This window comes from Azospirillum terrae (genome assembly GCF_053470425.1).
Window position 1 is genome coordinate 240,487 of the sequence record NZ_JBPXMR010000003.1, and the last position, 14,423, is coordinate 254,909.

Consider the following 14,423-nt stretch of genomic DNA (forward strand, 5'->3'; position numbering starts at 1 on the left):
GGGACGCATGACACTGTCCCCCATCCGCCTTACCCTCGTCCTGTGCCTGTCCGAAGTGCTGGGCATGGCGGGGACGATGACCGTGCCGGCGCTGCTGCCGGTGTTCATCGGTGACTGGAGCCTCTCCACCACAGAGGCCGGCTGGCTGGGGGGCGTCGCCCACCTCGGCTACGTGCTGGCGGTGCCGGTCCTGCTCGGGCTGACCGACCGGCTCGACAGCCGCAAGATCTATCTGTGGTCGACCGCGCTGACCGTGCTGTCTTGCGCCGGCTTCGCGCTGGCGGGGAACGGGTTCTGGCCGGCGATGCTGTTTCGCGCGCTCGGCGGCGTCGGCTTGGCCGGCACTTACATGCCTGGCCTGCGCATCCTCTCCGACCACATCTCCGGCCCGCGGGCCGGGCGCTGCATGTCCTTCTACACCGCCAGCTACGGCATCGGCGTCGCCGGATCGACGCTGGCCGCCGGCTTGGTCGCCGGGGCGGGGGACTGGCGGGCCGCCTTCTGGGTGGCGGCTGGGCTGACGCTGACGGCGCTGCTGCTGGCCGCCTTCCTGGTCCCGGCCACCGTGCCGAAGGACGAGGACGCGCCGCCCAGCCTCGCTGCGCTGTTCGATTTCCGCCCTGTCCTGCGCAACCGCCCGGCCATGGGCTACATCCTCGGCTACACCGCGCACAATTGGGAACTGTTCGGCTGCCGCGGCTGGCTGGTCGCCTTCCTGGCCTTCGCCGCCGGAGCCCCGGTGGGCCAAGTGCCCGCCGAGGTCACGACGCTCGCCACGGTGATCCTGATGGTGGGCGTCGCCGCCAGCATCCTCGGCAACGAGGCGGCGCAGCGCTGGGGCCGCAACCGCTTCCTGACCATCATCATGCTGGCCTCGGCGGCCATCGCCTCGATGATCGGCTTCGCCGCGGCGCTGCCGTTCTGGATGCTGGCCGCTCTGGCCCTGGTCTACGGCGCCACCATCACCGCCGACAGCGCCTCGCTGACCGTCGGCATGGTCGGCGCCGCCGGGGCGGGGCGGCGGGGCGCCGCCATGGCCATGCACTCGCTGTTCGGCTTCACCGGGGCCTTCGTCGCCCCCATCGTCTTCGGCTTGGCGCTGGAGGCCGCGGGTGGGCCGGGGCAGGTGGTGGGCTGGGGCGCGGGGTTCCTGACGCTAGCCGTCGCGGTGGCGCTGGGGCCGCTGTTCCTCAAGATTCTCGGGCGATAGCATGCCGCAAATCGTCCCCATTACCGACCCCGCCGACCCGCGCATCGCCGCCTACCGCGACGTGCGTGAGCGCGACCTGATCGGCCGCGAGGGCCACTTCATCGCCGAGGGCGAGGTGGTGCTGCGCATGCTGATCCGCTCGCCCCGGCACGCGGCGGTGTCGCTGCTGCTGGCCGAGAAGCGAGTGGCGGGACTGGCGGCGCTGCTGGAGGAACTGCCGGACCATGTCCCGGTCTACAGCGTGGGCCAAGCGGTGCTGGACGCCGTCGCCGGCTTCCCGCTGCACCGGGGCATCCTGGCGTTGGGCCGGCGCGAGCCGTTGCCTTCGGCCGACGCGCTGCTGGCCGGGCTGGGGCCTAGGGCGCTGGTGGTGGCGCTGTTCGGCATCGGCAACCACGACAACATGGGCGGCATCTTCCGCAACGCCGCCGCCTTCGGCGCCGACGCGGTGCTGCTCGACCCGACCTGCTGCGACCCGTTGTACCGCAAGGCGATCCGCGTCTCGGTCGGGGCGACGCTGCTGGTGCCGACCGCCCGGCTTGATGGGGATGCTGTGGATGCGCTGACCCGGCACGGGTTCGAGGCCATTGCGCTGAGCCCGGCGGGGGAGACGCCGCTGGCTGCGCTGCGCCGGCCGGACCGCGCCGCCGTGCTGCTGGGCTCTGAGGGGCCGGGGCTGCCGGCGGGGCTCCTGGCGCGGACGCGGACGGTCCGCATCCCGATGGCGGGAGGCTTCGACTCGCTGAACGTCGCCACGACGAGCGGGATCGTTTTGCACCACCTCGCCTGCGGTGCAGGCGAGGTGGGCTGATATCACACCGCCCGGCTGTGCCGCCCGGCGCCCGTCGACAGGTAGGTGTCGAACCGCGCCGCGGGGATGCGCATCAGCGGGCGCGCGGCCTCCGGCACGCCCAGGCGGCGGCCTTCCACGGTCGCTACGCCGTCGGCCACAAGGTCGCCCATGCCGGCCAGCTCAGCATCGAACGTATCGGCGGGCAGGCCGAACTGCTCGGCCACCTTGTCGAGGTCGACGTACAGGTCGCACATCAGCCGCTCGATCACCGCGCGGCGCAGGCGGTCGTCATCGCTCACCGCCAGCCCCTTGACGGTGGCGAGGCGGCCGGCGTCGATGGCCTCGGCGTAGTGGTCGAAAGGCACGGCGTTCTGGATGTAGCCCTGCGGCAGCTGGCCGATGGACGACGCGCCGAAGCCCAGCAGCACCTCGGACTCGTCCGTGGTGTAGCCCTGGAAGTTGCGGCGCAGCTCACCCTTGGCCTGCATCACCGCCAGCTCGTCGGTGGGTTTGGCGAAGTGGTCGAGGCCGACGGTCACATAGCCGGCGTCGGTCAGCGCCTTGGCGATGGCGGCGAACTGGTCCCAGCGGCCGTAGGAGTCGGCCAGCTCCGCCTCGACGATCTTCTTCTGGTGCGACTTCATCCACGGCACATGCGCGTAGCCGAACACCGCGAAGCGGTCGGCGTCCATGGACAGCGCGATTTCGGCCGAGCGGGTGACGCTCTCCACCGACTGGCGCGGCAGGCCGTACATGAGGTCGAGGTTGATGTGCGTGACGCCGTTCCCGCGCAGCCACGCCAGCGAGCGCTCGGTCATCTCGCGCGGCTGGATGCGGTTGACCGCGGTCTGGACGTCCGCGTCGAAGTCCTGCACGCCCAGCGAGGCGCGGTTGACGCCGGCGCGGCCCAGGGCCTTCGCCATGTCCTCGGTCAGCGTGCGCGGGTCGATCTCCACGGCGATCTCGGCGCCGTCCACCACGTCGAAGCGTTCGCGCAGCAGCGCGATCAGGTTCTCGAAGTCCTGCGGCGTGGTCATCGTCGGCGTGCCGCCGCCGAAGTGGATGTGCGCCACCTTCATGCGGCCGGGGATGCAATCCGCCACCATGCCGACTTCCTTGCGCAGATGCGCGAGGTACTCGGCGATCGGCTCGTAGCGGGCGACGATCTTGGTGTGGCAGCCGCAGTACCAGCACATCGCCTTGCAGAACGGCACGTGCATGTACAGCGAGCCGGCCTTGGCCGGATCGATGGTGCCCAGCCAGCTCCGGTACGTCTCAGGACCCACGTTGGGCGAGAAGTGCGGCGCCGTCGGATAGCTGGTGTAGCGGGGGACGCGCAGCCCGTCATACTTGGCGAGCAGGGCGGAATCCATCGTGGCGGTTTGGGAAGCGATCATGGGTCCGAAGAGTGCGTGTGGACCCGGAAAAGGGCTTTGATCCAGGTCAAGCTCCTATCGTCTCACCCCTTTGCGTTGGTTGACAACCGTAGAATCGCTGGGGGCTTGGTGGGGCCGGGGCGGCGGGTTCACCACGGTTGTGCGCTCGTCCAAATGGCGGTGGAGGAGGCGGAGGTTGCGGACATTGGCCTTGAAGCCGATGTCGAAGATCGTGCCGATCACCGGGATCGAGCCCAGCGCCCAGTCCAGCGCCACGTTGCCCAGCATGCGGGCGATCAGCCTCTTGGGCAGGCCGAAGCGCGACGCTTCATTGATGATGTGCAGCGAGACCAGTGCGGTCACCGTGTCGCCGGCCACTGGCAGCAGGCTGGCGATGCCGTCGAGGCCGACGCCGATGCGGGTGCCGGGAATGGTCCAGCGGGTGTCCAGCCACCATGTCAGCCGGCGCAGGCGCTCCAGCCGGTCAACGGTCTCCGTGTTCTCGGCGCGGGAGTGGCGATAGGCAAGGCTCATGCCCGCTCAACCGCCGGGAATCCCGTCCAGTTCCCTCGCCCGCGCCGGCTCGACGGCGCCGCGCGACTGGAATGCCAGCAGCGCGTAGCCCACCAGCGCCGAGACGAGCGAGCCCGCCAGTACGCCCAGCCGCACGGCGACATCCTTGTCCGGTGTGTTGAAGGCCAGCGCGCCGATGAACAGGCTCATGGTGAAGCCGATGCCGGTCAGCACCGCCACGCCGTAGAGCTGGTACCAGGACGCCCCCGCCGGCAGCGGCGCCAGCCGCAGGCGCACGGCGATCCACACCGCCAGCATGACCCCGGCCTGCTTGCCCAGGAACAGGCCGAGCCCGATGCCCAGCGGGATCGGCGCCAGCAGGCTGGCCGGCGTGATGCCGTCCAGCGGCACCCCGGCGTTGGCCAACGCGAAGAGCGGCAGGACCAGATAGGCGACCCAGGGGTGCAGCGTGTGCTCCAGCCGGTGCAGCGGCGACTCTTCGGAATGGCTGCCCTCGCCACGCAACGGAATGGCGAAGGCCAGCGCTACGCCGGCAAGCGTGGCGTGCACGCCGGACTTCAACACGCATACCCACAGCACCGCGCCCGCGATCATGTACGGCGTGAGGCGCTTGACGCCGATCACGTTGAACCACGCCAGCAGCACCCCGCACACCACCGCGAAGCCGAGCGCCATGGGCACCACGCCTTCGGTGTAGAAGGCGGCGATGATCACGATGGCGCCCAGATCGTCCATGATGGCGAGCGCCAGCAGGAAGACGCGCAGCGAGGTCGGCACCCGGCTACCCAGCAATACCAGGACTCCCACCGCGAAGGCGATGTCGGTGGCCGCCGGGATGGCCCAGCCGTGCAGGTTCGCCAGGTCGCCCAGGTTGAAGGCGACGTAGACCAGCGCCGGTGCGGCCATCCCGCCCACGGCGGCGATGGCCGGCAGCGCCGCGCGCGCCGGGGTGGACAGCTCGCCGATCAGGATCTCGCGCTTGATCTCCAGGCCAACCAGCAGGAAGAACACCGCCATCAGGGCGTCGTTGATCCAGTGGTGCAGCGACATCTCCAGAGCGTGCGAACCGACGCGCAGACTGGCCGGCAGATGCAACAGCGCCTCGTACAGCGGCGCGGCGGCCGAGTTCGCCCAACCCAACGCCAGGACGGACGCCGCCAGCAGGACGACCCCGCCCGAAGCCTCGTTATGCAGGAAATGACGGATGGCGGTGAGTTTCACGGCAACGTCTCCCAAATTTCCTTCACGATAACGCGTCTGCCCCGATGCGTTGCTGCGACTGCGAGAGAAGAAGGCTGCGTTGTGGTCGAGAACTTCACATTCTCTTAAGCGTCCTGTCATCAGGGCGTAACACCGCCTAGGCAGAAGGAGCGCGGCGAATCGCCGCGTCCGGTCGGGGGTGTTCGGTCAAAGTGTTGATGTGATGTGGAATTCCGCTGTTGAAGGGGGGCGGCGGGGCAACCTCTCCAACCGCCATATGTCGTTTTCTCCGCTAGTCAGGGAATGAGGACTTCGGTGACAATCAGTTCAACAAAAGAAAAAGCCGTAAGGCACATCAATATCCGGGAAAACCGATATCCGGGAGGAAACATGGAACCCCTGTACTGCGCCTGCTGCGGCCGGCCCTTCAAACGCGCATCGCATCGCGGTCCTGCTCCGCTCTACTGCTCGCAGGATTGCCGCCGCCAAATCGCGGTGCGCCGCCGGGCTTGGTCCGGGGTCACGGCCGCTGCATGGGCTGCCGTTCGGGAGGGAAGGGGAGGCGCGTACGCTGCCCGTCTCTGAGCGGACACGGCGTGACCAAGTGCGAGTATGGAAGGGCACCCCGAGGGGTGCCCTTCTGCTTTTTGGGGCTATTCTGGGACAATTTTCCGGACTCCCCCGCCCGGCCGGCTTGTGTTAGAACATATAAAGAACAAATTCCTTGCACGGCCGCTCTTGCCGACCGGAGGTCCGCCATGTCCGTCGCCATGCCCGACCCCTTGTTCAATCTCGTATCCAAGGCCGCGCGGCTGGCCGAACTGCGCACCTGCATCCGCCGCCTAGAGGGTTTGGGGGGTGCGGACGGCGACACCCTGCCGCTTGGTGTGCCCGCGTTGGACGCGGCGCTGCCCGATGGCGGGCTGCCGTTGGGGTGCCTGCACGAGGTGGCGGCGGAGGATCGCGGCGCCGGTACGGCGTTCGCCACGGCGCTGCTCGCCCGCCTCGCCGCGGTCCGGGAGGCGCCGGTGCTGTGGATCGTGCGTGGCCGCGACCTGCACGCCGCCGGGCTGGCCGCCTATGGGCTGACGCCGGACCGGCTGATCGTCGTGCGGGCGGTGCGCGACGCGGATGCGCTGTGGGTCATGGAGGAGGCGCTGCGCTGCAAGCGCCTATCCGCCGTGCTGGGCGAGACCGGCCGCCTCGACCTGATCGCCAGCCGCCGCCTGCAACTGGCCGCCGAGGCAGGCGGGGTGACCGGGCTGCTGCTGCGCTTGAGCGATGAGCGCGCGCGCGTGGCTAGCGTCGCGGTGACCCGTTGGCGCGTCGCTCCCGCACTCAGCGCGGCGTTGCCCGGCGCCACGGGAGACGAGCCGGGAGTCGGCGAACTCCGCTGGCACCTGGACTTGCTGCGCTGCCGCGGTGGGTGTCCGGGATCGTGGGAGGTCGGCTGGCGGGACGGCGCACTGGTGGGCGCGACCGGCGCGGCGCGGGTGGAGCGCTTCGCTGCGGTGGCGTGAAGTCGCATGTATCGGGCATTCCCTGGACCCCCATGGCGCGAACCGCTAAGGTCGCAGCCCCGGAGGAACACCACCAAGAAGAAGAGCCAAGAGGATGAGCGACAACATCTACGACCTGTTCCGTTCCCGCTTCCCCACGGACCGGACCCGTCCCTTCATCGAGACGGAGGATGGCAGCATCGTCACCTACGGCGACCTGGACGAGAGTGTCGGGCGTTACGCCCGCCTGCTGGCCGATCTGGGTGTCGTCAAGGGCGACCGCGTCGCGGTGCAGGTCGAGAAGTCGACCGAGAACATCGTGCTCTATCTGGCGGTGGTGCGCGCCGGTGGCGTCTACCTGCCGCTCAACCCGGCCTACACCAAGGCAGAGGTCGAGTATTTCCTGACCGACGCCGAGCCGCGCGTGTTCGTCTGCCGCCCGGAAACCGAAGCGGCACTCCGCGAGGTGGCCGACAAGGCCCGTGTGGCGCACGTGCTGACGCTGGGCACCGCGGGCGACGGCAGTCTGCCGGAACGCGCCAAGGGGCTCGACCCCGACTTCGCCACCGTGCCCTGCACGTTGGACGACCAGGCGGCGATCCTCTACACGTCGGGCACCACCGGGCGCTCCAAGGGCGCCATGATGAGCCACCGCAACCTCGGCTCCAACGCGCTGGTGCTGCACGAGTACTGGGGCTTCCGGCCCGGCGACGTGCTGCTGCACGCGCTGCCGATCTTCCACACGCACGGCCTGTTCGTGGCGACCAACTGCGTGCTGCTGAACGGCTCGTCGATGATCTTCCTGCCGAAGTTCGACGCCGATCAGGTGCTCTCGCTGCTGCCGCGCGCCACGGTGATGATGGGCGTTCCGACCTTCTACACCCGCCTGCTGGCGCACCCCGGCCTGACGAAGGCGGCGGTGGCGCACATGCGCCTGTTCATCTCCGGCTCGGCGCCGCTGCTGGCCGACACCCACAAGGAGTTCTCGGCGCGCACCGGTCAAGCCATCCTGGAGCGCTACGGCATGACCGAGACCGGCATGCTGACCTCCAACCCGCTGAATGGCGACCGCATTCCGGGCACGGTGGGCTTCCCGCTGCCGGGTGTGGAACTGCGGGTGTGCGACGATCAGGGGGCGGTGCTGGGTGCGGATGAGATCGGCGTCATCGAGGTGAAGGGGCCGAACGTCTTTTCCGGTTACTGGCGCATGCCCGAGAAGACCGCGCAGGAGATCAAGCCGGACGGCTTCTTCATCACCGGCGACGTCGGCAAGGTGGACAAGCGCGGCTATGTGCACATCGTCGGCCGCGCCAAGGATCTGGTCATCTCCGGTGGCTTCAACGTCTACCCGAAGGAGGTCGAGACGGTCATCGACGCCATCGACGGCGTGGTGGAGTCGGCGGTGGTCGGCGTTCCGCACCCGGACTTCGGCGAGGCGGTCACCGCGGTGGTGCTGCGTAAGCCGGGCGCCGCGGCGCCGGACGAGGCGCAGGTGGTGGCGGTGTGCAAGGAGCAGCTCGCCAACTTCAAGGTGCCCAAGCGCGTCTTCTTCCTCGACGAACTGCCGCGCAACACCATGGGCAAGGTGCAGAAGAACCTGCTGCGCGACCGGTATGGGGATACGTTCAAGAAGTAGATGCCGGTGATGGAGCGTCAGCTTCTATTCCGTGTTCATGCGGTGCGTCGGATGCACGAACGGAACGTTCGTGTGGACGACGTTCGGCATGTTGTCGAAACCGGGGAGGTGATCTTATCCTACCCGGACGACACTCCGTTTCCGAGCCGGCTGCTGCTCGGACGGGCCGGAGGACGGCCGTTGCATGTGTTGATCGCCGACAATCCGGGCGAGCCCGAGACCGTGGTGATCACCGTGTACGAGCCGAGTCCCGATCTGTGGGACGAAGCGTTTCGGCAGAGGAGAAAGCCATGAAGTGCGTCGTCTGCCGTCAAGGCGTAACCCAGCCCGGCGCGGCGACCGTCACGCTGGAGCGCGACGGCGCCACGATCGTTTTCCGTGGCGTGCCGGCCGAGGTGTGCGAGAACTGCGGTGAGGAATATGTGGGTGAGGCGGCAACCGCCCGCCTGCTCGACATCGCCGACGAGGCATTGCGCGCCGGTGTGCGCGTCGACGTGCGGGACTATCTGGCAGCCTGAGCGTGACCAGCGCTCAGGCTGCCTCAAGCGCTTCGCCGCGTCAGTAATCCGTTGCCCAGTCCGGCTCGGTGCGCGGGGCGGCGCCGGTTTCCGGGTCTTGCCAGTGGGCAATTTCTTCCGCATAGAGCGGCAGTTGCCGGGCAAATTCTGCCGAGTTCGCGGCCTTGCGGCGCTCCAGTTCCAGGGCGGCTACGTACGGGGGCAGCATGGCAGGCCTCCTTTCCAAGCTCCGGCCGGGCGGGGGAGCCCGCGCCGTCCTGTGTGCCTGCACGATACCCTGCAAGAACCGGACCCACCATTGACCGGGGTCAAGCTCCCCGGCAGGATCTGTTGTTCCATTCGCTCGCGCCGCGGCCCATAGTCGCGCCGGACGAACGCCCGCATTCCCATTTCCGGGTTTTCCACCGCCACGTTCCCGCTTTCGAGACTGCCATGCAAACCGCTGCCGAAAATTGCGCCAACTGCCTGAAGCCCGAGCACCTCTGCATCTGCGCGGCGGTGGAGCCGGTGGACAACAAAATCTGCGTCGTCATCCTCGAGCACCCGCAGGAGAAGCGCGAGATCCTCGGCACCGCGCCCATCGCCAAGCTGCAGTTCAAGAACTCCGTGGTGCGGGTGGGGCTGAGCTGGCCGAACCTCAAGCGCATCGTCGGGCGCGAGGTGGACTACAAGCGCTGGGGTGTACTGTACCTCGGCGCTGCCAAGCAGGGCGAGGCCGCGGCCAAGGAGGAGGTCGCCGTCGTCGACAAGAACGGCGTCCCGGTTGCCGCCAGCGCCGAAATCCTCGCCGGCCTGGAGGGCATTATCCTGCTCGACGGCACCTGGAGCCAGGCCAAGAGCCTGTGGTGGCGCAACGCGTGGCTGCTGAAGTGCCGGCGCATCGTCCTTCACCCGCACTTCAAGTCGATGTACGGGCAGGCCCGCCGCGAGCCTCGGCGCGAGAGCGTCTCGACGCTGGAGGCCGCGGCCTTCGTGGTGTCGCGCCTGGAGGGGGAGCCGGAGCTGTTCGACCGGGCGCTCAAGCCTTTCGCGCAGCTGCTCAAGATGGTGCGCGCCCCGCGCCCGAAGCCCCTGCCCCCCTCCACGCCCTCCACCACGAATGTGGAAGAGGGCGAGGCCGGTGGCGGCGAGCCTCAGCCGACGGTGTAGCCGCCGTCCACCACCAGTTCCTGGCCGTAGATGTTCTTCGCCTGATCGGAGGCGAGGAACAGCGCGGCGTCGGCGATGCTCTCCGGGGCGCCGAAGGCTCCGGGGAACAGGCGTGCGGTGACCGCCGTGGCGACTTGGCCCAGCACGTCGTCGGGCAGGCCGACCTTGCTCCAGATCGGCGTAGCGATCGGGCCGGGGGCGACGGCATTGACGCGGATGCCCTGCGGCGCCAGCTCGGCCGCCAGCGTCTTGGTGGCCGAGGTCAGCGCCGCCTTGCTGGCGCTGTAGACGGCGAGGCCGGGGAAGCCCACCTGCACCAGGAAGGTGGTGACGAAGACGATGGAGCCGCCCTTCCGGACATGCGGCAGGAACAGCCGCGCGGTCTGGAACGCGCCGACGAAGTTGACCGAGAACTGCTCGTGGATGGCGCGCTCGTCGCTGTCGGCGAAGGGCACGACCTTGGCGACGCCAGCGTTCGGCACCACCACGTCGACGCCTCCGAAGCGCTCGACCGTCGCCGCGACCAGACGCTCCAGGTCGGCGCGCACGGTGACGTCGCCAGGCACCACCAGCACGCGGTCCGACGCCTGGGCTGCGAGATCCTGCAACGCGCCGGCGTTGCGGGCGAAGATGGCGACCTTGGCGCCTTCGGCCAGATAGCGCTCGACAATGGACTTGCCGATGCCGCTGCTGGCGCCGGTGACGACGGCGACCTTGCCGTCCAGAAGCTTCGTCATGGAGGGTCCTCGGGTGGAGATTGGTCGGACCATTTCCCTAGCCGAGTGCCATGGCCGATCCCTTGACGCCGGTCAAACCCACCGCTCACGCCCATTGGTCAAGCCGGGCCGAACACCCGCGGGTCTGCCTCCAAAGCCGCCAGACAGGAGTCCACCACGGCCGGGTCGAGCGCTGTGCCGCGGAGTCGGCGGATCTCGATCAGCGCCGTCTCCAGCCCGAGCGCCGGGCGGTACGGGCGGTGCGAGGTGATCGCCTCCACCACGTCGGCGACCGCCACGATGCGGGCTTCCAGCGCAATGTCCTCGCCCTTCAGGCCGGCCGGGTAGCCGGTGCCGTCGAAGCGTTCGTGGTGCTCGGCGACGATGCGGGCGACCGCCGGGTCGAAGTCGATGTTGCGGACGATGTCATGGCCGATCCGGCTGTGCGTCTTGATCAGCTCGAATTCTTCCTTCGACAGCCTGCCGGGCTTGGTCAGCAGCTCCGCCGGGATGCCCACCTTGCCGATGTCGTGCATCAGCGCGCCCAGGCGGATGTTGTCCACCCGCTCGTCCGGCAGGCCGAGCTGCCGGGCGATCACCTGGGACAACTGGGCGACGCGCGTCTGGTGGCCGGCGGTGTAGGGATCGCGCTTCTCGACCGTATGGGCCAGCGCCTCGACGCTCTGGGCCAGCGTGTTCTTCAGGCGCCGCAACGCGTCGGCGCGCGCCTCCTCGGCTTCGCTGCGACGGCCGGATTCCTCCTTCAGGCGGCGGTTGCTGGCGTCCAGATTGTCGATCTTGCGCACCAGCTGAACGGCGAAGAAGGCGACGACCAGGGAAATCACCACGCCCAGCACGACGCGCAGGCTCAACCCATCCTGCCAGCCGGCCAGCACCGCGTCGCGGTCGACCCCGGCGACGACGACCAGCGGCAAATCGCCGACGGCGCGGTAGCTGGCGATCCATTCCTGCCCCCCGAAGCCGCTGACCCCGTCCACGGTGGCGTTCGAGGACTTCTGGAGGTGCTTGCGGAACACGGCGTGGTCGGCCAGCGAGGTGCCGGGTGCCGCGACGCCGTACGGGCCGGTGATCAGCAGCGTGCCGTCCGAGCGCAGCAGCGCGATGGTGCCGGAGAAGCCGGCGTCCAGATCCTGATAGAAGCGCTGGAAGTGGTTGAGGTCGAGGTAGGCGACCAACGCCCCGGCGAAGCTGTCGTCGGGCGTGGGGATGCGGCGGGCGACCGGGATCACCGGGCGACCGCTCAACCGGCTCACCACCGGCACGCCGACGTGGATTCCCGTCGTCGTCGACTCGCGCGCCATGGCGAAGAAGTCGCGCTCGGCCAGATTGCCGGGCGTGCGCACGGTGATGTCGCTGGCGTGCGCGACCTTCCCCTCGGCATCCACCACGGCGATGGCCAGCACGTGCGGCGGCATGGTGAAGCGCCGTTCCAGGAACTCGTCGATGTGCGTGGCCCGCGGGTCGGTGGCGCCGCTGGTGGCCTTCAGGATGTCGGCCACGCCGTTCAGCGTCTGGTCCGTGGTGGCGAAGGCGCGCGCCGCGTGCTGCTCCATGGTGCGCGCCACGTTCATGGTGCTGCGCGCCGAGTTTTCCAGCGACCTGTGGAAGTCGTTGATCAGGTCGAAGACGAGGGCGCTGTTCAGCAGCAGCAGGAACCCGACGGCCAGCCCGATGATGCCGCGGCGCAAGCCCAGCTGGCTGCGCGCACGGTCCGGCCCCACATCGAACCGGTAGGCGAGGGTTTCGGTCAGGGCCTGGATGGCAGCGTGCATGTCGGCCTTCGGGACGTCCACGGCGGGCGGGGGGAATCGCCCGGACTGGAGGGCGCCGCCGGAACGGCGCTATGACCATCAGGTTACACGCAAATACCCATAGGAAGTAAGCGGTCAAATTGGCTCACCTGCCGCGAGCCGTTCACATGCCCCACCGTCCGATCACGCGTAATGCCGGCCGAAGCGGTTCGCCAGAAACTCCTTAAGGTCGGCGTCCTCCTGCCGGACGAAGCCGCGCTGCGGCAATTTGCCGGCCCGCAGCAGATCCACCATGGCGCACACGCCGGCCGCCGTGGTGATCTGGATGCCGCTCCACAGCTTGCCGCCGACCGTCGCGTTGTAGACCTTCTTGGCAAAGGTCTCCTGGGTCAGCCGGCCGTCCTGCAAGCCGTTCACCGTGACGAACACCAGCACCACGTCCTGCTTGGTCACCGGCACGGCGTTCTCCAGCACGTCCTTGAGCAGGTCGCGCCGCCCGCCGAGGCGCAGATCCTGGGTCAGGAACTTCACGTGGTCGCGATGGCCGGGATAGCGCACGGTCTTGTAGTTCAGGCATTCCACCGTGCCGGCCAGCGTGTCGCACAGCGTGCCCAGCCCGCCCGAGGTGTTGAACGCCTCGTACTCGGTGCCGTCCAGCGAGAAGCGCTCCAGGCCCTCCAGCGGCAGCACCTCGCGCGTCTCGCCGTCGTGGATCGCCTCGCACAGGTTGCAGTACTCGTTGATCAGGCCGTCCGTGCTCCAGGTGAGGTTGTACTTGAGCGCGTTCGTCGGGTAGATCGGCAGGGCACCGACGCGCATGAACACGTCGCGCAGGCTGTCGAACCGCTTGGCGAGGTCGTAGGCGACGATCGACACGAAGCCGGGCGCCAGCCCGCACTGCGGCACGAAGGCGGTGTCGGCCTTGTCCGCGATGGCGCGCACGCGCCGGGTGGTCGCCACGTCCTCGGTCAGGTCGAAATAGTGCACGCCCTCGTCGCGCGCCGCCTCGGCCACTCCGGTGTTGAGGTAGTAGGGCAGGGCGGAGATGACCACGTCGTGCCCCCGCAACGCGGCGCGCAGCGCTTGCCCGTCTCCGACGTCGAGGGTGCGCAGCGCCGCCTCGTCGTGGGCGATGAAGCGCAGGCAGGAGGCGTCGCGGTCGGCGACGGTGACCGTATACTCGCCGGTGGCGTGCAGCAGATGGCAGATCATGCTGCCGATCTTGCCGGCGCCGAGCAGCAGGACCTGGGTCATGGACGCTCCCTCCCCCCGACAGGCTCACCGTCTTGAGCGTGGGGCGGGACGGGGGCGATTTCCAGGCTTGACCTCCGGTCGGGGATGGGATGCCTTCGGAAGCGCCCTATTTCCCGAAAGACGCACCCCTCACCGGAGTCCATGCCCCATGCCGCGGTCCTTCGTCCCCTTCGCCCTCACCGTCTGCGGCATCGACGAATTGCCGGAACACAGAGGCGCCGGTGTCAGCCACGTGCTCTCCATCCTCGACCCCGAGCATCCGGGGCTGGAGGCGTTCGCCGCCTACGGGACGCACGAGCGGCTGGAGTTGCGCTTCCACGACATCATAGAGCCGCGCCGCGACCTGATTCCGCCGCAGCGCGAGCATGTCGAGGCGATCCTCGCCCTGGGCCGCGACCTGATGGCCGAGCCGGAGGCGTGCCAGCACCTGCTGGTGCATTGCCATATGGGGATCTCGCGCTCGACCGCGGCGCTGACCATGCTGCTGGCCCAGGCCCGCCCGGAGCGCCCGGCCGCCGACGCGGTCGCCGCCATCGTCGGCATCCGCAAGGAAACCTGGCCCAACCTGCTCATGATCGAGTTCGCCGACGAAATGCTGGGCCGGAACGGCGAACTGGTCGCCGCGGTGCGGGCGCGGCACCGGGACTACGCCCTGAAGCGGCCGGAGATGGTGAGCTTCATGCGCGACAACAACCGCGGCCGCGAGGTGGAGGGGCTTTAGCGATCCGGCCCGAGCGCCGCCGGATGAGACGGTGTGAGACGCTAT

The 14,423-nt window shown here is 68.9% G+C and carries 15 protein-coding genes; 8 read left to right on the plus strand and 7 right to left on the minus strand.

Annotated elements, in window-relative coordinates; genetic code table 11:
• Positions 1-7: 7 nt before the first annotated feature.
• Together ACSVDD_RS11045 and ACSVDD_RS11050 are read left to right on the plus strand one after the other, a co-directional pair.
• Complete coding sequence (locus ACSVDD_RS11045) at positions 8-1,210, plus strand: MFS transporter (protein WP_448189398.1); 1,203 nt, start codon at positions 8-10, stop codon at positions 1,208-1,210.
• A 1-nt stretch (position 1,211) separates the two neighbouring features.
• Complete coding sequence (locus ACSVDD_RS11050; protein WP_448189399.1) at positions 1,212-2,021, plus strand: TrmH family RNA methyltransferase; 810 nt, start codon at positions 1,212-1,214, stop codon at positions 2,019-2,021.
• Between the two features lie 2 nt (positions 2,022-2,023).
• Here ACSVDD_RS11050 and hemN read toward each other — a convergent pair whose 3' ends face one another.
• The 3 genes from hemN to nhaA are packed head-to-tail and all read right to left on the minus strand — an operon-like array spanning position 2,024 to position 5,134.
• Complete coding sequence (hemN, locus tag ACSVDD_RS11055) at positions 2,024-3,400, minus strand: oxygen-independent coproporphyrinogen III oxidase (RefSeq protein ID WP_448189400.1); 1,377 nt, start codon at positions 3,398-3,400, stop codon at positions 2,024-2,026.
• Between the two features lie 54 nt (positions 3,401-3,454).
• Complete coding sequence (locus tag ACSVDD_RS11060) at positions 3,455-3,913, minus strand: DUF4112 domain-containing protein (protein WP_448189401.1); 459 nt, start codon at positions 3,911-3,913, stop codon at positions 3,455-3,457.
• A gap of 6 nt (positions 3,914-3,919) precedes the next feature.
• Positions 3,920-5,134 (minus strand): Na+/H+ antiporter NhaA, encoded by a 1,215-nt coding sequence (gene nhaA / locus ACSVDD_RS11065; RefSeq protein WP_448189402.1) that lies wholly within the window; start codon positions 5,132-5,134, stop codon positions 3,920-3,922.
• Between the two features lie 737 nt (positions 5,135-5,871).
• Here nhaA and ACSVDD_RS11070 point away from each other — a divergent pair.
• The 4 genes from ACSVDD_RS11070 (at position 5,872) to ACSVDD_RS11085 (ending at position 8,766) form a co-directional block, all read left to right on the plus strand.
• Positions 5,872-6,633, plus strand: a complete 762-nt coding sequence (locus ACSVDD_RS11070) for an ImuA family protein (protein ID WP_448189403.1) — start codon at positions 5,872-5,874, stop codon at positions 6,631-6,633.
• A gap of 94 nt (positions 6,634-6,727) precedes the next feature.
• A complete protein-coding gene (locus ACSVDD_RS11075; protein ID WP_448189404.1) occupies positions 6,728-8,248 on the plus strand; it encodes a malonate--CoA ligase in 1,521 nt (506 codons plus the stop codon).
• A complete protein-coding gene (locus tag ACSVDD_RS11080) occupies positions 8,249-8,542 on the plus strand; it encodes a DUF4258 domain-containing protein (RefSeq protein WP_448189405.1) in 294 nt (97 codons plus the stop codon).
• Positions 8,539-8,766 (plus strand): type II toxin-antitoxin system MqsA family antitoxin, encoded by a 228-nt coding sequence (locus tag ACSVDD_RS11085; protein ID WP_448189406.1) that lies wholly within the window; start codon positions 8,539-8,541, stop codon positions 8,764-8,766. The genes ACSVDD_RS11080 and ACSVDD_RS11085 overlap by 4 nt, the downstream gene beginning before the upstream one ends.
• Positions 8,767-8,806: 40 nt before the next feature.
• Here the strand turns inward: ACSVDD_RS11085 and ACSVDD_RS11090 are convergent, their stop codons facing one another.
• Positions 8,807-8,974, minus strand: coding sequence for a hypothetical protein (locus ACSVDD_RS11090; protein ID WP_448189407.1), 168 nt, complete (start codon positions 8,972-8,974; stop codon positions 8,807-8,809).
• Between the two features lie 224 nt (positions 8,975-9,198).
• Between ACSVDD_RS11090 and ACSVDD_RS11095 the strand changes: the two genes are divergently transcribed.
• Positions 9,199-9,915, plus strand: coding sequence for a tRNA-uridine aminocarboxypropyltransferase (locus tag ACSVDD_RS11095; protein WP_448189408.1), 717 nt, complete (start codon positions 9,199-9,201; stop codon positions 9,913-9,915).
• Here the strand turns inward: ACSVDD_RS11095 and ACSVDD_RS11100 are convergent.
• The 3 genes from ACSVDD_RS11100 to ACSVDD_RS11110 all read right to left on the minus strand — a co-directional run bounded on the left by ACSVDD_RS11100 (position 9,900) and on the right by ACSVDD_RS11110 (position 13,657).
• The gene (locus ACSVDD_RS11100) at positions 9,900-10,652 is read right to left on the minus strand and encodes an SDR family NAD(P)-dependent oxidoreductase (RefSeq protein WP_448189409.1); all 753 of its coding nucleotides are present in this window, start codon (positions 10,650-10,652) and stop codon (positions 9,900-9,902) included. The genes ACSVDD_RS11095 and ACSVDD_RS11100 overlap by 16 nt on opposite strands.
• A gap of 98 nt (positions 10,653-10,750) precedes the next feature.
• Positions 10,751-12,424, minus strand: coding sequence for an HD domain-containing phosphohydrolase (locus ACSVDD_RS11105; RefSeq protein ID WP_448189410.1), 1,674 nt, complete (start codon positions 12,422-12,424; stop codon positions 10,751-10,753).
• Positions 12,425-12,586: 162 nt separating this feature from the next.
• Positions 12,587-13,657 (minus strand): saccharopine dehydrogenase family protein, encoded by a 1,071-nt coding sequence (locus ACSVDD_RS11110; RefSeq protein WP_448189411.1) that lies wholly within the window; start codon positions 13,655-13,657, stop codon positions 12,587-12,589.
• 148 nt (positions 13,658-13,805) lie between these two features.
• Here ACSVDD_RS11110 and ACSVDD_RS11115 point away from each other — a divergent pair, with 148 nt between their 5' ends.
• Positions 13,806-14,378, plus strand: a complete 573-nt coding sequence (locus tag ACSVDD_RS11115) for a tyrosine phosphatase family protein (protein WP_448189412.1) — start codon at positions 13,806-13,808, stop codon at positions 14,376-14,378.
• The last annotated feature ends 45 nt before the right edge of the window (positions 14,379-14,423 follow it).